16 protein-coding genes and 1 tRNA gene are annotated in these 15,563 nt (G+C 49.4%); 8 read left to right on the top strand and 9 right to left on the bottom strand.

Going from position 1 to position 15,563, the window contains the following annotated elements:
* Nucleotides 1–248: 248 nt before the first annotated feature.
* Together LX98_RS15890 and LX98_RS15885 are read right to left on the bottom strand one after the other, a co-directional pair.
* Nucleotides 249–752, bottom strand: coding sequence for a response regulator (locus LX98_RS15890; protein ID WP_496429834.1), 504 nt, complete (start codon nt 750–752; stop codon nt 249–251).
* 390 nt (nt 753–1,142) lie between these two features.
* Complete coding sequence (locus LX98_RS15885) at nt 1,143–1,496, bottom strand: anti-sigma factor antagonist (protein WP_496429833.1); 354 nt, start codon at nt 1,494–1,496, stop codon at nt 1,143–1,145.
* Between the two features lie 875 nt (nt 1,497–2,371).
* Between LX98_RS15885 and LX98_RS15880 the strand changes: the two genes are divergently transcribed.
* Nucleotides 2,372–2,447: transfer RNA gene (locus LX98_RS15880), tRNA-Arg, on the top strand.
* Between the two features lie 344 nt (nt 2,448–2,791).
* Here LX98_RS15880 and LX98_RS15875 read toward each other — a convergent pair.
* Entirely contained in the window at nt 2,792–3,877 is a 1,086-nt protein-coding gene (locus tag LX98_RS15875; RefSeq protein ID WP_496429832.1) for a HEAT repeat domain-containing protein, read from the bottom strand.
* 322 nt (nt 3,878–4,199) lie between these two features.
* Between LX98_RS15875 and LX98_RS15870 the strand changes: the two genes are divergently transcribed.
* The 3 genes from LX98_RS15870 (at nt 4,200) to LX98_RS15860 (ending at nt 5,658) form a co-directional block, all read left to right on the top strand.
* Nucleotides 4,200–4,757: a hypothetical protein gene (locus LX98_RS15870; protein WP_496429831.1), complete on the top strand. Its 558-nt coding sequence runs from the start codon at nt 4,200–4,202 to the stop codon at nt 4,755–4,757.
* 122 nt (nt 4,758–4,879) lie between these two features.
* Complete coding sequence (locus LX98_RS15865) at nt 4,880–5,245, top strand: STAS domain-containing protein (protein WP_496429830.1); 366 nt, start codon at nt 4,880–4,882, stop codon at nt 5,243–5,245.
* A complete protein-coding gene (locus tag LX98_RS15860) occupies nt 5,245–5,658 on the top strand; it encodes a PilZ domain-containing protein (RefSeq protein ID WP_496429829.1) in 414 nt (137 codons plus the stop codon). The genes LX98_RS15865 and LX98_RS15860 overlap by 1 nt, the downstream gene beginning before the upstream one ends.
* Before the next feature lie 215 nt (nt 5,659–5,873).
* Here LX98_RS15860 and LX98_RS15855 read toward each other — a convergent pair whose 3' ends face one another.
* From LX98_RS15855 to LX98_RS15840, 4 genes are all read right to left on the bottom strand, one after another.
* Nucleotides 5,874–6,500: a RusA family crossover junction endodeoxyribonuclease gene (locus tag LX98_RS15855; protein WP_496429828.1), complete on the bottom strand. Its 627-nt coding sequence runs from the start codon at nt 6,498–6,500 to the stop codon at nt 5,874–5,876.
* A 57-nt stretch (nt 6,501–6,557) separates the two neighbouring features.
* Entirely contained in the window at nt 6,558–6,998 is a 441-nt protein-coding gene (locus tag LX98_RS15850) for a division/cell wall cluster transcriptional repressor MraZ (protein ID WP_312744323.1), read from the bottom strand.
* Nucleotides 6,999–7,093: 95 nt separating this feature from the next.
* Nucleotides 7,094–7,441, bottom strand: a complete 348-nt coding sequence (locus LX98_RS15845) for an FmdB family zinc ribbon protein (protein WP_496429827.1) — start codon at nt 7,439–7,441, stop codon at nt 7,094–7,096.
* A 253-nt stretch (nt 7,442–7,694) separates the two neighbouring features.
* Nucleotides 7,695–8,438: a double zinc ribbon domain-containing protein gene (locus LX98_RS15840; RefSeq protein ID WP_496429826.1), complete on the bottom strand. Its 744-nt coding sequence runs from the start codon at nt 8,436–8,438 to the stop codon at nt 7,695–7,697.
* Nucleotides 8,439–8,592: 154 nt separating this feature from the next.
* Between LX98_RS15840 and LX98_RS15835 the strand changes: the two genes are divergently transcribed.
* Together LX98_RS15835 and LX98_RS15830 are read left to right on the top strand one after the other, a co-directional pair.
* On the top strand, nt 8,593–9,255 hold the full coding sequence (locus LX98_RS15835; RefSeq protein ID WP_496429825.1) for an ATP-binding cassette domain-containing protein: 663 nt from the start codon (nt 8,593–8,595) through the stop codon (nt 9,253–9,255).
* Between the two features lie 6 nt (nt 9,256–9,261).
* Nucleotides 9,262–10,191: a dihydroorotate oxidase gene (locus tag LX98_RS15830; protein ID WP_496429824.1), complete on the top strand. Its 930-nt coding sequence runs from the start codon at nt 9,262–9,264 to the stop codon at nt 10,189–10,191.
* 105 nt (nt 10,192–10,296) lie between these two features.
* On the opposite strand, the gene LX98_RS15825 is transcribed toward LX98_RS15830, so the two are convergent.
* Nucleotides 10,297–10,590, bottom strand: coding sequence for a LuxR C-terminal-related transcriptional regulator (locus LX98_RS15825; RefSeq protein ID WP_496429823.1), 294 nt, complete (start codon nt 10,588–10,590; stop codon nt 10,297–10,299).
* Nucleotides 10,591–10,662: 72 nt separating this feature from the next.
* On the opposite strand from LX98_RS15825, the gene LX98_RS15820 reads away from it, so the two are divergent.
* Nucleotides 10,663–13,239: an FtsX-like permease family protein gene (locus LX98_RS15820; protein ID WP_496429822.1), complete on the top strand. Its 2,577-nt coding sequence runs from the start codon at nt 10,663–10,665 to the stop codon at nt 13,237–13,239.
* A 299-nt stretch (nt 13,240–13,538) separates the two neighbouring features.
* Here the strand turns inward: LX98_RS15820 and LX98_RS15815 are convergent, their stop codons facing one another.
* The gene (locus LX98_RS15815; protein WP_496429821.1) at nt 13,539–13,754 is read right to left on the bottom strand and encodes a hypothetical protein; all 216 of its coding nucleotides are present in this window, start codon (nt 13,752–13,754) and stop codon (nt 13,539–13,541) included.
* A gap of 530 nt (nt 13,755–14,284) precedes the next feature.
* On the opposite strand from LX98_RS15815, the gene LX98_RS15810 reads away from it, so the two are divergent.
* Nucleotides 14,285–15,466 (top strand): hypothetical protein, encoded by a 1,182-nt coding sequence (locus tag LX98_RS15810; RefSeq protein ID WP_496429820.1) that lies wholly within the window; start codon nt 14,285–14,287, stop codon nt 15,464–15,466.
* Nucleotides 15,467–15,563: the final 97 nt, after the last annotated feature.

Genomic DNA, 15,563 nt, shown 5'->3' with positions numbered 1-15,563 from the left:
ATCCCTAACAGTCGCTTTCCACCGTAGAGTCTGACATAAGCAAAAAATAAACCTTTTGCAGGACACAATTCCCATGGGCGTTAATCGCATAGAGAAATGCACGCTTGTGGAATGGGGAGCATGAAAAAATGATCTGTTGCAGGTAGCCTTTGTAGAAAAGATGTCCAAACCATGATGCCACTTTGTCCAATTGCTGCCCCCTGGCTGCTACGAAATTCAGCGTTAACATCTTCCTAGTTGGATCCGGTCTATGCTGTCCCCATTAAGAGAGGAGTGCTCGATTTTTTTGTCACGATCATAAAGGGAAACAACAAAATCATTCCCACCTGGGTTTTATCCATTATGAAAGGGTTGAAGGAGAGGGCCAGACATTGCATTATTTTCGAAAATCTGATGACAGGATTGTTTGAGGGATTGCAGATTAAAACAGGTTTAAGAAAGTAGCCCTGACCGTCTTCGTTCATATGCTGACGAAGGGCTGCGACTTCTAATTCACCGGACATTGCCAACACCGGCATTTGATAACCTAACCATCGTAGTTCATCGAGCATTCGCCCGTTCATCCCGGGCATATGCATATCCAGCAAAATTCCGTCGACCGTATGATTCATGCTCACATCCCGGCCTTCCCGTTCATTTTTCGCCCCACAGACGAGATATCCCCAATCTTCAAGGAAAGTTTTGAATAACCCTGTCACTGAAGGATCATCTTCAACCACCAAAATACCCGGCCGGGTTTTCCCGGCATGCAAGCCATATTCACGGAATCATGTGTTGAATCTGCTGTGTTCATTCCTGGATTCTCCATTTCACTTGTCCTATAAGGAGAAGGAGACAACCGGTGCTTGAGAAAAGGTCATTCTTTCGGATTGCTCCTATGCATCTGGTCTCAGGTGTTCGGGATTGCAGGTTCTTCAGCATTTTTCCTGGCGCATGGGGAACATATTTAGGGAAAGTAATTGTCTGGAAAATTGATGGGAGCAATGTGGAAATGGATTGCTCACCTCCACGGAATTTTTAGGCTGTAGTCCGGTTTCTTGATCAGCAAAATCAAGAGTTGCGGGAATAGGTATTCCAAGAAATTGGTGAGGGTAATTCAAGTGGAGGTGTTCCGCCCTTTCTAAGGCTGAAAATGGGATTGTTCATACATAAGGAGTCTGGGGTTGAGCCTCCACAGCTTCTTTTTCAGATTGATAGATAGGAACAATTTCTGAGAGATGGGTCGACTCTAAGAGATCTTTGACCGTCGGTTGCGGGCTGACGATACTGAGGTGCACGTGATTGGGTCTCATCTTGTGATACCAAAGGAATAATTGTCCTAATCCCATTGAATCAATCCAGGTAATCTCAGAAAAATTTAAGATAATGTGTTGACAGCCCATTTCCTTTGCTCCGAGGATGGCGACTTCAAGTCCCACCTTGGAACTGGCGTCAAAACTTCCTGAGAGGTCCAGAATTTTTATGTTCTGCTGACAATGCTCTCTAACTGCAAGCATGGGTACTTCCTCCCCTCTTTTTTTGATTCCCTTAGTACTGAAATTAATTGTCTGATACTGTCTGGGCCCATCATGAAGAAATCTTGGTGATGTTTTTTTAATAGTTGACCCTCCCGGGAGATGGGTATCAATTCCCCAGACAGGTTAAATGAGAATACGTATAATCCATCGGGGAGCTCCGCCAATGAAAAAAGGCGAATTCGTCTCATTCAATAGAATTGTTATAGTCTGGTTCAAGGCAGGATGCCTGGCCCATGTGCCAACTTAATGGGTACTTGCCCGTGTGGCGGGCAGGAGCATCAGCGTTGTGAATGGAAAAACCAGTCACAACGGAGAATCTTCTGTTGAATGATGCATATGAAAACCTGGTATTTCGTAAAGATTCCGGTTGCGGTGATAGCATGAACCGGGGAACGAGCGAGGAATAATCTCAGGCGGGAAATCAACATCGACTCCACAAGAAAAATATGAACCCTCAAACAGGATGATCGGATATGTTTCTTTAAATAAATTTTGGCCCCTCAGACAAGAAGTGGCCTATCCAAAGCTTTGGTATGCACGACCACCTCAATACCAACCAGATGTTCGAGAATTAAAAGTTCCAAGGATGGGTGTACCTGTTCCTACCCAACGAATTGACGCGTTTAGGAAAGAACGGGTATAAGGCTGGTTGTTTCAGGAGAGAGAGATTGACCACCTATTTTAGTTTTTAAAATTACCGCACATAAAATTAAGACATGAAAAGTTAGTAAATGGTAGAGTGGACATCACCAATACTAATAAGGGGGACGGTTTTTCCGGATTAGCATTAACTTCACGCTAGTCAGTTGACCCTGCTTGACGAACTCACCTAACTTATTGAAAATGCAGTAAAAGCGCCCGTAGCTCAATGGATAGAGCACTTGACTACGGATCAAGAGGTTGCCGGTTCGACTCCTGCCGGGCGCACCATCTTCGGTTATTCATTTTTAGAACTCCTCCCATATTTTTTCCAAATCCCGACGTGTTGATTTGCTGTGACCAAGATTGAGGGGCCTCCAGGCATTTTTCACCTAAGCCATTTGCTTGCTCTTGTCCGTATTGGCTGTCGAAGAGTCTTTCTTAATCCCAATCCGTCACCAGCCTACGAGGCAGGTTGGTAAATTTGGCGAGGACTTTTTACGGATGCGATGTGGAGTAGAGGTAGAGAAAAGGCGACTTCCAGAATTTTTTTGATTCATGTTTAAAAAATCAGAAGAGTCTCGGGTGAAATTCACAGACATGGTTTCTACCACGCTGAAATATCCACGTGTGATTCATTCTGCGGTGTGTGCGCTTGGACTCAGTTGCCAGAGGCTCCAACTCAGCATTTTACGGAGAGCCATCATGTCAGGACTGGTAGAAGGATTTGTCCAGGTTTTCAGGTTAAGTTTTTCCAAAGGTTGAATCGCGCGTCGATCCGCAAGGTTTCCAAGGCCTTTGACGGCTTCCGTTTGTATCTTGGGCTCTTCTGTATCCAAAGCTTTCATAAACTGAGTGAATAAGGCGGGAGCATTGCTCTGTGTGGCAATGACGCCCAAGGCTTGAATAGCGGCAAATCTATGGTCTGGGTTAGTGGAGGATTCCAGAAATGAAGCCAAGGCCGGGATAGCCTTTTCTCCTTGTTGCCCAAGGGCCAATAGTGCCGTCGGCGTCAAGGCAGGGTTGGTGAGCGCCTGCTTAAGGGCTTCGAAGGCTTGATCGGAAGGCAAAGTTCCCAAAAGTTTGAGGATTGTCGTTTGTCGGTCAATATTGTCGGAGGATTTCTGAAAGAGCATCAGCAATCTGTCGACTTGTTCCCATTCAGCCGCTAGATACAATGGGAAATCATCCTGTTCAAGTTGGGTGTTTAGAGCAGTCATTGCGAAGGCTCCCGTATTCGAGGCTCCTGCGATTTCCGCAGCCTCACTTGTATCTTCAAATGCAGTGTGAACATCCCAGCTCCAAGGAGGAAATTGTTCACCATAGCGATAAGATATATGACAGGCAGGGCCTTTCCATAATCGCGAAGTAAGGGCCGGACCAGTATTCCGATGTTGACTCGGGCCGGTGAATGTCTGTCGTTCTTCGCATTTCACCCGTATGACGGCATCGTGAGGTTCTTCTGGAGTAGAGGCGATGGTAAATCCTGTGTCGGTCAATCGGGCGGTAACGGTCTTTGTGATAGCCGTGGAATCCTGGAGTCCTCGCTCCGTAAGCGCGATGGTTTCGACCACCAAGACTTGGGCTGTTATTAGGGGATGAACCGTATGAGCCTCCAGTGGTGTTTGTTGAGCCCAAGACGGTGAGGAAAGACCCAGCAGGAAGGAAATTCCGCCGACTATTTTCCAAAAGACGAACAGAGGTGTGAAAAGGGTGCTCATATTGGACGGACCTTAATGTTCGGGTGAATGAAAAAATGAATTGTGTCGTGCACGAATCTACTCTGTTCTTGAAACCGCCGGTAAGAAGGAAAAAAGGGGGGTCTTTTAGGGAGAATCTGCGGTCTGAGTAGAGACTCAAACGTAGAAGCCTTGAACTAGCCACCCATTACTACATATCTTATCAGGCATTCAAGTCTGAAAAAAACTCTGAGAGGCAAAAAGGTGCAAGTTATGGAGGGATATCGCTATGGTTTCAAATATCAAATTGTGCCTACATGCTGTTCAGCGATGGGGTTTCTCTTTCCTTATGGGCATAGTGTCGATGGGTATTTGCCCTGTTTCGGCCGAGGTCCTCTTGGCCACGGATTTTGAATCTGGGACCATTTCTGACTGGACGGTGTTTTCTACCTCCAATGGAACCTTAGGGGGCAAGGGATTTCCTACCGTTGCCCTATGTGATCTTGGGAACCCAGTTTCTCCCTCTTATTGTCTTCAGGTCCAAGTCGGCCAGCTTCATTTCGCTCCTGCCCATGACGTGCAACAAGGTGGAGGGATTGGTCTCACTACAATGACCAATGCCGGCCTCATTCAGCTCTCAGCCCGTGTGGGAGCCATTTACCATTCCCCCGATTATAAAAGGAATTTGAACGGCGGATTGTTTGAATGGGTCATTGATGATCAAGTCATAGCCGATCTCGATGTCGGTCCGATGGAGGATGGTGGCATGGTTCAGCACCAATTCATTGGAAAAGTCCCTGTGGCAGCAGGTCGTCATACCATCCAGCTTCGGGTGACCCGTCCCTTTCAGAGCGGTGCCGGCAAGCCGGCACCGGTTCAGTTTATCGATGATGTCATGGTGGAACTCCTTCCCCAACCCTAAAAGGTCCCTTCAAGCTTAGTGAAGATAATAGTAAATCCTTTGCCGGCATGCCGGGTTAAGACTGGAGCGAGGAAAACCGATATAGGAAGACACCACCCAATATCACCCCGAAAGAATCTTCTATGGTTATTTCCGAACGTAGTCTCAGCCACGATACCTTGGTGGAGACTTTTATGGGTCGATTTGATCAACATGCCAGACAGGATTTTAAATGGCGGATTGATCATGCCATTCTGCAAGGGTATCGGTTTGTGATGTTAAATATGGTGGCCGTATCATTTATTGACAGCGCTGCCCTCGGATGGTTGGTTCTCGCCCAACGGCGCTTTCAGCGAATTGGTGGCAAGCTGGCCATTATTTCTCCGATAGGGTTTGTTCGGGATGTCCTGGAAATCACTGAAATTGGGGAATGGATCCCCATCTTTTCCAGCGAAGATGAAGCCTTGAAGATCTTTGAATCTAGCAAAGCACATCCAACGGAGTCGTGATGATGGGCACATCGACGGCACTGAGACAAGATCTCCGGCGACCAATACCGATTCCTCAAGGAGATCGACGGTCGTTTCGCCGGATGTCCATCAAGCCCTACCTCGTGCTTCCGGTTGCCATTCGTTATGGGCAAGACACAGTGTGTCGGGGCCGTGTACTCAATCTCAGTCCTCAGGGCATGCTCGTTGAATTTCCCGACAATCAAATTCCTCCTGTGCTAAGGGGTACCCAGGTGTCTGTCAAACTAAATTACCTTGGCGACAGCATTTGGTTGCCTGGACTTGTCCGGCACTGCAAGGGCCAAAAAATGGGATTTTTGTTCCCGGCCCTGACCAACCATCCCACGAGAGCGGCCAAGCACCCATTGACCATCGTTCTGCATTCTCTCTCGCGCGCAGTCACCTCTCTCTAATTTCTTCTTCTATTCCATCATTTGATCCATGTCCCCGACCGTGGACAGAGTTTCATCTGACTACAGAACAGAACGGCATCATCCTGAAGCGTCCTTGTCCAAGGCACCACCCATGACGGGTTCCGTCTTCAGCTAATTAGAAAATCGAAGTCTGGCGAATGAGGATTGGAAGGACCAACGACACATGGAATAGAGAGGACGGGCCGATCTAGGTTTCAACGAGGATTATGGTCTGTTGAGGACCGAGGAACAGTTCGGGGATTTGCTTTGGTGACCATCGAGAGATTTTTGGGGGATCGGATTGTCCGGGCGATGGGTTCCTGAATGGCTAATAAGCATTCAAGGCGGGGACGGACCGAATCCAGGTCTTTGTGTAAATGAATTTCGGTGATGCGGTTGTCATTTAAATCGATGGCTTGGCAAATGGCATCTTGCGCGATTTTGAGCCCGCCATCCAGATCCCGTCGCAGGGCTGTTTTGAAGTGGAAGCGGAGGGAGAGACTAAGGGTGTGGGTCTCCAATTGCTCTAAAAATTCCGTCCGATGAGATGATTGCCGCAAGATGGTGAGTAAGTGTCGAGCCACGGCGGTCTTATAATGCCGGCCTGGGGAGGCCAGGACCCTCCGGCCGTTGACGGTGGCGTATTGATGATTAATGCTGGGTGGAAGCGGTAAGACAACAAAAAGTTCGCGAGTCGACAGAGTATCGCCGCCCAAATTCGACCAATCCATCCCAGCATCTGCAGTTTTGGCTTTTCGTTTATGACTGTGGAGGAGGACCAGGCCACCTTTCCCTTTGGACTGCAAAAGCTTGGGAAGGGAGGGAATACGAATAGTTCTCAATGGGGCATCTATGAAAGGGGTAGGGTATCGGTGGTGGAACGAGAAGCAACGGGTCTGTTAGAGGAGGCTCTGAATTTTGCTCATGCTGTGTTCAAAGGTGTCTTCGTTAACATGGACAAAGCGTCGCCACTCCGATGGATTCCACACTTCAAGGCGATGAAACATGCCCACTAATACCACTTCTTGATCCTCATCCACCGGGACGAGTTTGCGAAACCGGCCCGGGATGAGAATGCGACCTGCCTTATCCATTTCTGATGCGGAGGCTTCCGAGACCATGTGATACATGAAAAGACGTCGTTGGTCTTCATCAAGAGATTGTTTGGCGTTTTCCAGAATCTTGGCCCATTCCGGATTGGTATAGGCTGAAACGGGCATATCCTGTCCCTTGAGAAACATCAGACTATTCCCGTGAATTTCGATTTCTTCACGGATAGGACTCGGGACGACAAATCGTCCTTTTTCGTCGATTTTACAATAATATTGTCCGGCAAACATGCAGAATGTTCCTTGGATCTCCTGAAAGTCCTCTCTGTGAGTGTAGCTTACCGAAAGTTTAAGAAAAGTCAAGTAGTTTTGCTTGAGTAGTCGAGCTAATCGCCTTCGGTGGCAGGCATCCCCATATCCATATCGTCAGTGTCCATCCCATCCATGGCCTCGTCCATGTCATCTCCCAGGTCTTCCCCCATCTCCTTTCCCATTTTTTTCATGAAGCGGGCCATGCTCTGTGGATCGTTTTCGTCCAGGTCCCCGAAGTTACTGGGATCGGCCAAGGCTTCCATTCTGGCTTCTTCCGATTTGGGTGCAGCAAAGCGGGACATGATGCGTTCAAGGTTGGTACTTTGGCAATGCTTGCAGGATGGGACTGGGGCTTTCGAGGTGAGGATTAAAAAGGAGTTGCGCTTCCGGCAATCCTGACAACGGTATTCGTAAATGGGCATTGAGTCGTTCCTCCTGATCGCAATGTACGGGCTGTATATATCGCAAAATTGTTTCTTTGGGAAGAGTGGGCGGAGGTATCGGACTTCTTTTTCTAAGACCCTCATAAAAGGGCTGGTGAAAAAGCCAATCGTGAAAAAACAGGCAAGGGGAAAAGGAATTGAGGTGGGGGGTATTTAGAGAAAATAGCCAGCCGTAGACCCATGTTGGCAGACGATTTGCCTCGATCTCAAATAGGGATTTGCAACAAACTCCTTACACCATTCTGGCGAGTGTCAGCCCATACACCGGGCCTGAGCCGGCCCGTCGAAGCGTCTTTGCGCATTCATGCAGGGTTGTGCCAGTGGTTAAGACATCGTCCACCAATAAGATCCGCTTTCCCTGGATACGGGCCGGTTTGGGTACGGAAAAAGCCCGACGCAGATTTGTGAGTCGCTCTTTCCTTGATAACGAGGTTTGGGGGACTGTGGGACGAATCCGGAGTAAACACGCCAGGAAAAGAGGAATCCCAAGGTGGTGACTCAGTCGGTTTGCGAGCAGCAGGGATTGATTGTATTCACGTTCCCGTAAGCGTTGCGGATGAAGTGGGACGGGAATGATGGCATCTAAGGTTGGTAAAGCGGGCAAGGCTTCAACCATGGCTTGGGCGAGTGGTTGAGTCAACGACAATTTTCCCCGGTATTTGAACAGGGTAATGGCTTCTTTCAGTGGGGGTTGGTAGGGAAAGAGGCTCCAGATTTGTGTAAGAGCCATTGGTCGTGCGCGGCAGGCTCCGCACTGATGAGTGGGACTATGTAATAGGGCAATGGGGGAGGCAAAGGGGCGTCCACATCGCGGACAAACCGGGCCTGGAATGGGTTTGAGCCTATCCCAACACCGGCGGCAAAAAAATGGAACGGGATCGTCCTGCAAGGGATGCTGACAGCCGGCACAGGCGGTGGGAAAAATGATATGCAGGAGACTTCGGAGTAGACGTGTCGCGGTCAATGGGGGAGCCATGGAGGCGAACTTTCCGAGCTGAGGTCAACCGTGGAGTATGCCTAATTATCGTGGGGCGCCTTGGTCCATTTACCTTCGTTATGATATAGGAGAGATGGCGAATATGCCATGATTCACGAGCGTTACTGAGGGCAGAAACTTCGGATAGGTTCACGTGATTCAGTTTCAACATGTCTATAAGGAATATCAGCGCGGATCCACTTCGGTCGTGGCGCTGCGGGATGTCTGTGTGGATATTCAGCAGGGAGAATTTTGTGCCCTCATGGGACCCAGCGGGAGTGGAAAAAGCACGCTTTTGCATTTGGTGGCTGGGCTGGACTGGGTGACGTCCGGAGATATCCTGCTGGATGGGCGTTCCTGTTTGGGGTTTGATGATCAGGAATGGACCCGATGGCGTCGGGAGGAGGTGGGGATCGTGTTTCAGGCTTTCCATCTGATCCCGGGATTGACGATCGAAGAAAATGTTGCACTTCCCTTGCGTTTACGAGGGGAGGAATCAGAAACGATCCGAACCCGGACCGCTGACATGCTGGAGCGGGTAGGGATGAGTCATCGGCTGGGTCACCGGTCGCATGAATTATCCGGAGGAGAACAGCAGCGGGTAGCGCTTGCCCGGGCCTTTGGGCATCGCCCTCGACTGATTGTGGCTGATGAACCCACCGGCAATTTGGATGGTGAAACCGGAGAGAAAATTGTGTCGTTGCTGCGTCAATGTGCGAAGGAATTCGGCCAGACAGTGCTCTTGGCCACCCATTCATTACGCGCCGCTCAGACAGCGGATCGGATCGTCGCGATTCGAGACGGACAATTGGAGTAATACGAAATGGATTTTTCAACAGTAATTGCCGGTGTGTCGTTTCCATTTGGAGTGATGAACGCGTCAGGAGCCTTGTGCGTGACGCCGGAAGAGCTGGAGGCCCTGGGCATGTCCCATGCCGGTGCGATTGTGACCAAATCGATGACGCCGCTAGCCCGTGAGGGGAATCCTCAACCGAGGTATGTGGCCTTCGACGGCGGCTCGATCAATTCGATGGGCCTTCCCAATTTAGGATTTCCCGTCTACGCGAAACTCATTCCAGAGCTGAAGCGGTTTGGGAAACCCGTCATCGCCAGTCTGGCCGGCCTTCATCCCGATGATTTTCTAGAAGGCGCCAAGGCCTTGGAGATCGCTCGACCGGATTTGGTGGAAGTGAATTTGTCGTGTCCCAATATTCCCGGGAAGCCACAGATCGGCTATGACTTTGAGGAAACGGAACGGTTATTAACAGAAATTCGTGCGTTGCTGACGGTGCCGTTCGGAGTGAAACTTCCACCCTACTTTGATCCGATCCATCATCAGAAAATTGCCGAGGTGCTTCAGCGAAGTGGAGTGGCCTTTGTTACGGTCATCAATTCAGTGGGGAATACCCTGGTGGTCGATCCGGACCGGGAAATGGTGGTGATTAAGCCCAAAGGCGGCTTTGGCGGATTGGGTGGTAGGATAATCAAGCCTGTGGCCCTGGCCAATGTTCGCGCGTTTTGGAAGATCTGGGGCGATCAGATTCCTATTATTGGCACAGGTGGGGTGGAACATGGCGTGGATGTGTTCGAGCATGTGTTGTGTGGCGCCTCGGCGGTTCAGATAGGCACCGTGCTGGTTGAGGAGGGTTGTGAGGTGTTTGCAAGGCTCGAAGGGGAGATTGCCGATTGCCTGAAGCGAAAAGGTTATCCGTCATTGATGGCGTGTCGAGGGAAGTTACGGGAGATGGATTGAAGCGAAATGCGATCGAACGCCTTCACAGGGTAGAGTCAATATATGATATGCGTTCGGGTGCGTTTTTCAACCCTTAATAGCAGGCCAGGTCGAGATTCACGTCTCTCAGGTCTTTGTGGTCGGAGGCGTTGTCGGGGCTTGGGGGATGATACGAAGCGCAATGGCTTGCCGGAGTAATTGGGCCACGTTTCTGACACGTAAGCGGCGCATCAAATTGAAGCGGTGGACTTCAACCGTTCGCACGCTAATGTCGAGCTTTTCACCAATTTCACGATTGGTAAAGCCTTGAGCCACCAGGCTCAAGATTTCCTTTTGGCGAGCGGTGAGAGATTGTCCCTCGGAATTTGATTCCAAGAGTTCTTCTGTTGATTCCGATTCAGTCACTTTCCCTTTTGGCATATTGAGTCCGTGCCCCACGCATAATTTTCTAGTTGTTTTAACATACGTCCATTACTTCCGACAACCGCTTCTATGATACGAATTCTTCTTCTATTGGTCCTTGACCATGTGCGCCATCGGCCCTTCCGAGCCTTTCTCACAGTGGTCGGAGTGGCGATCGGGGTTTCGGCCTGGTTGGCCATTCGCCTGGCCAATGGCGCAGTGTATCAATCCTTTGAGGATTCGGTGGTGTCCGTTGTTGGAGAGGCGTCCATCACCCTATCACGGGGTTCGGAGGGGATGGATGAGTCGATTATCGAGGAGATTCAACGTTTTCCCGGGGTCCAATCAGCTCAGCCCGTTCTGAAAATTGAGTCCATGATCAAAGAAGGCCCCTCCACGGGTCACACCCTCGTGATTTGGGGAGTCGATCTTCTGGACTATGAGGAGCTTAGGCCATCAGGGGATTCGACAAATGCGATCACGGACAATCAGTGGAAACAGGTGTTTTCGCCGCAGACGGTCTTTTTGGGGGAAGAGTTTGCCGGGGAATTAGGGTTGCGCGAAGGGCAGACCCTGACTGTGACGAGTCAGGGTCTTTCCCATGATCTGATCGTGGGGGGTCTGTTGAGGTCCTCCGATGCTCTTCTCCAAGGCACCGAACGACAGGCGATCATGGATATTGCCGCCGCCCAATGGTTGTTCGGTTGGTTGGGGCGTCTGCATTCCATTGCCGTAGTTCCTGAACCCGGTGTTGCGGGGGCCACGCTCATCCAAGCCTTACAAAAGGTCGTGCCGTCGGATAATCGAATCAATCAATCCTCGCGACGGACGGAGCAAGTGGAGTCGATGTTGAAAGCCTTCCAGTTTAATCTCACCATGCTCAGTGGAATTGCGCTGTTAGTGGGAGTGTTTCTGGTCTATAACACGATGGCATTTTCGGTGGCACACCATCGTCGGGAGATTGGCATTCTCCGGGCACTCGGCATGGAACGGCGAGCCATCACGGGATTGTTTCTTTTGGAGTCGGGTCTGCTCGGCCTTGTGGGTGGAGTCCTGGGCTGCTGGTTCGGGGTCTTCCTGGCCGGCGGGTTAACGACGCTCATCGGGCAAAGTGTCGGCGAATTATACGGGGTCACGTCTTTGGCGGTGTCACAGATGCATCCCTGGCTGTTGGTGGAAGCGATAGGGATTGGGGTCGGGGTTTCCCTTCTGGGAGCACTCCGCCCTTCCTGGGATGCCAGCACGATTGCCCCGGTTCAAGGCTTATCGGTAGGCCAATCCGAAGATGAAGAATCTGTTTCATACAGGAAGTCAGGGTGGATCGCGATGATCGCCTTTGGTGGGGGTGCCGCCTTGAGTACCATGGCTCCTGTGGACGGTATTCCGGTCGGCGGGTATGCCGCGGCGTTTTGTCTTCTGGTGGGAGGAACCGCCCTGGGACCTGTGCTCTGCGGGTTGATTCATGAGTGGAGGCGAACATGGCAACGCGGGCGATGGGGCCTCCTTCCGTCCCTCGCGGCGGAACAAATCAGCCGCAATCCCGGTCGGACCAGTGTGACCATGGCCGCGATTGTCGTCGGTCTTGCCATTATGGTTGGGGTGGGCATCATGATCCAGAGTTTCCGGAATACGGTAGACATCTGGATTGAGCAAACGATGCTGGCGGATATCATCGTGGCGCCGGTGTCCTGGCTAGGGGAACAGGAGCGCGAGAAAGGCAACCTTGGTCTGCCATTGGCTCTGGTCAGGACAGTGATGATGGTCCCAGGGGTCGAGGCGGTTGATCCCTACATGGAAACCATGGGTGAGGTTGCAGGGGAGTCGGTGTCCTTAGTCGCACGCGACATGGCCCTTCATGCCGCGCGAAGCCAATATCTGTTTGTGACAGGTGATTCCACCCCCATTTTACAAGAAACGATCGAAGGTGAAGGCGTGATTGTGTCTGAGGTGTTAGCAGGGCGGCTGGGGCTGGCGGTAGGAAACCACATAGAAGTGAAGACGCCTTCAGGACAACAGGCATTTCCGGTCAAGGGCATATTTTATGATTATGCCACCGATGGGGGAAAAGTGGTCATGGACGACCAACTCTTTCGTCGGTATTGGGGGGAGTTTGACTCAACCGTCTTTGCGGTGTATCTCAAGGCCGGTCAGTCGCTCCCGGTCGTGCGACGTGAGATCGAACAGGTGTTAAAAAATGACGTCCCCATCGTCACAATCAGTAACGGGGAATTAAAAACCGAGATTCTTGAAATTTTTGACCGGACGTTTCGCGTCACCTATGTGTTGGAGTTGATTGCCCTGAGCGTGGCTGTGCTGGGGATTATCAATACTCTCATGACCGCCATCACCGAACGCCGGCGGGAACTGGCCACGCTACGCGCGTTGGGGGTGAGTCGCCCACAGATCCAAGGCCTGATCTTCTGGGAATCCTGTTATGTGGCCGGATTGGGTGCCGGCTTAGGCATTCTGGTGGGATTGGCGTTGTCGGTGTTGTTGATCAACGTCATTAATAAGCAATCATTCGGATGGACCATTCAGTTCACCCTGCCATGGGAAACGTTGGGAATGGCTGTCCTGGTGGCGCTGTTGGCCGCAATGCTGGGGGCGTGGGGGCCAGCCAGGTGGGCCAGCCGGCAACTGATCGCCGAGGATTTACGGTACGAATGAAAAGCGTAGTCGTAGGGTTAACCGTTTAACCTTCTTCTCAAGGCGGCTTCGTCTTTCTGATGGGTGGTGAGCGGATGTTATAAAAAGATTTGTTTTTGGCATAGTTTTTTTACTCTCTTTTAAAAAGACTCCAGCCTCCTTGTTTTGTCCAACCGCCATTTTGAGGATAGTGGACACCATGGGTTCCGTATTGAGTTTCACTCAAATTTTTCCCGCCCCCTCTCTTTGCCGCCACCTGCACATCGATGTCGAGTGTGGCCAGTGGAATACTTAATCGTAAGGCAAGTTTGAGGTAAGACTCATCCTAAGCGGAGCGTGTGTCGCCGTACTAGTTGCAGGATATCAGACAGCGCGTTTGTGGATGTGGCCGGGTCCATCCTAATATTCACGTCTTGCATCTTAAGAGCTCCCACGCTCCGCGCTTCTGTAACCAAGGCTTTTGCTTCCGCCCTGGCAATAACATTTTCCACCTCGACTCCCCATGTTACGGGTACAAACGCGTTGGCATCTTTCATTGCATCAAGCACTTTGCCAGCGAGTCAGTTCTTGTGGTTTATACACCAAAAGCCAATGGTTGGTCACTGATTGACAAGGACGAAGCTCACGCACGTTCCTTTTCAATGATTTCCTTGATGTTAATACCCGAACGGGATCAGCCAGCATGAACCCTTGAGTTATTCTGCTGCCGCAACCTTGTCCTATGCCTTCACACCTGCGTTAGGAAAAGAACTGCCATGGCTTCTCCGAGATTAGTGATTGTAAGGCTTTTCTGGTTTTAACCTGCCCCAGCAGTTCAGAGAGCTTATTTTGTCTCAGGAAAGATATGATTTTAATGCTATTTTTAGGCCCCGGAGAAGGATTACTGGTCTGAATTTTGGAAGAGAATTCATCAACAAAGATAAACACGTCCAAATTAGTAATTATTGCGGATTTTCTGGTTTTGTCTAAAGGTATTGACTTTTAAGCTACGTTTGCAAGAATTCGTCTTCATGAAAGCGTAAAAGAATCTTTTTAAGTCTTTCTGCCTTTCAGGAAAGGAAGCCAAATGAGAAAAGTTATCCCAATTATTTTGTTATTAACTATGAGTTTTCAAATAGCTTGTAGTTATGCAGTGGAAGGTTCTCCAAAAGAAATTGATAAATATTTTGCCACACAGGTTTTTGCTGGTAGAGAGTGTTTATTTCCGAAACCAATTAAAAAAGTTGCCTTTTTAGGGGCAATTGCTGCAGCTGTATTACCTTCGCTTATTGAAAAAAGTTTATCACGATTTGCAACAGCTATTCGGAAAGCCGGAGAAAAGAGCGTAACCAGTATTAGTAGTTCAACGAATGCAGAGTTAAGTTTTGATGATACTCCAAAATGCATTCAAATTGTCCATGGAAATTTTTTTCTTAAAAAGGAACAGTTTGAATCCTTCACCAAAACAAAAGGGTATTTACTCCCCCTGGAGGAAGGAAAAGAAATTGAGGCATACGAAAAATTGAGCAGAATTGGGGCATATATTGCCGACCCTCCATATTTCTTTTTCGAGGGTCACCTTCGTTTGTCTCGAGATAAGTCAGCAATTGCAATTAGTCCGACAGTTCTTATTTACGACGCAATGCTTGAATCCACTGACAGAAAAAGTGGAATCCGTGATATTGTTCTTTCCTTTGCTTTCAGTGCGGCGGGGCAATCTGGAATGCAGGAAAAGGGGACTTTAGGGCAACTTCAGTTTTTAAAACTTAAGACTGGTTCGGTGCTGCGTTTCCCTGATTTGTCGAACGAGACTCCATGGATTCCCATACAAATGACGGAAAATTTATCCCCCAGAATCATTGCCGTTACAGCTTCTGAAACAGATGATGCCAATGAATTCTTGCTTTTTATTGCGGACGTCCTTGATGGTTCAAAAGATCAGGTGGAAACGGTTCTGAAGCAAACACTCATTGAAAATGAAAGAGTGAAACTTAAACAACAAGAGTTGGAAGCGGAAAAAACAAAACAGCAGGCCGAAACGGAAGCACTCGTAAACGCCCAGACTTCAGTTTCACAAGCTCAGATTGCGCTTCTAGATTACAATGAAGTCATTAAGGAGCCTAGCTCCAAACGTCAGGTTATTATTCAAAAAGGGAATGATGCCCTAACGAAAATGCTAACAGCCAACCTAAGGGCCAGCCATGCTGGGTTGGCTGTACCATTTCAGCCACAACAAATTCTGGAAATTCAAAAGGAGCTTGCAAAGTAATTTTTGCAAGTAGAGTATTTTCAGTTTTCCCGAATATGATTCCGATTAAAGGCATATAAAATTTTGAGAAAGGAACAATAAAATGAGGAAATGTTGG

The organism is Nitrospira marina (assembly GCF_059568365.1).
Note: the sequence above shows the minus strand (reverse complement) of the source record. Positions and strands in the feature narration are given on the sequence as shown.

What these genes read in the sequence shown, in the direction of transcription:
- LX98_RS15865 (WP_496429830.1), top strand. Translation starts at nt 4,880, where the DNA reads ATGGTTATTTCCGAACGTAGTCTCAGCCACGATACCTTGGTGGAGACT.
- LX98_RS15875 (WP_496429832.1), bottom strand. Translation starts at nt 3,877, where the DNA reads ATGAGCACCCTTTTCACACCTCTGTTCGTCTTTTGGAAAATAGTCGGC.
- LX98_RS15815 (WP_496429821.1), bottom strand. Translation starts at nt 13,754, where the DNA reads ATGAAAGATGCCAACGCGTTTGTACCCGTAACATGGGGAGTCGAGGTG.
- LX98_RS15810 (WP_496429820.1), top strand. Translation starts at nt 14,285, where the DNA reads ATGAGAAAAGTTATCCCAATTATTTTGTTATTAACTATGAGTTTTCAA.
- LX98_RS15860 (WP_496429829.1), top strand. Translation starts at nt 5,245, where the DNA reads ATGATGGGCACATCGACGGCACTGAGACAAGATCTCCGGCGACCAATA.
- LX98_RS15840 (WP_496429826.1), bottom strand. Translation starts at nt 8,438, where the DNA reads ATGGCTCCCCCATTGACCGCGACACGTCTACTCCGAAGTCTCCTGCAT.
- LX98_RS15825 (WP_496429823.1), bottom strand. Translation starts at nt 10,590, where the DNA reads ATGCCAAAAGGGAAAGTGACTGAATCGGAATCAACAGAAGAACTCTTG.
- LX98_RS15870 (WP_496429831.1), top strand. Translation starts at nt 4,200, where the DNA reads ATGGGTATTTGCCCTGTTTCGGCCGAGGTCCTCTTGGCCACGGATTTT.
- LX98_RS15845 (WP_496429827.1), bottom strand. Translation starts at nt 7,441, where the DNA reads ATGCCCATTTACGAATACCGTTGTCAGGATTGCCGGAAGCGCAACTCC.
- LX98_RS15820 (WP_496429822.1), top strand. Translation starts at nt 10,663, where the DNA reads ATGATACGAATTCTTCTTCTATTGGTCCTTGACCATGTGCGCCATCGG.
- LX98_RS15850 (WP_312744323.1), bottom strand. Translation starts at nt 6,998, where the DNA reads ATGTTTGCCGGACAATATTATTGTAAAATCGACGAAAAAGGACGATTT.
- LX98_RS15885 (WP_496429833.1), bottom strand. Translation starts at nt 1,496, where the DNA reads ATGCTTGCAGTTAGAGAGCATTGTCAGCAGAACATAAAAATTCTGGAC.
- LX98_RS15830 (WP_496429824.1), top strand. Translation starts at nt 9,262, where the DNA reads ATGGATTTTTCAACAGTAATTGCCGGTGTGTCGTTTCCATTTGGAGTG.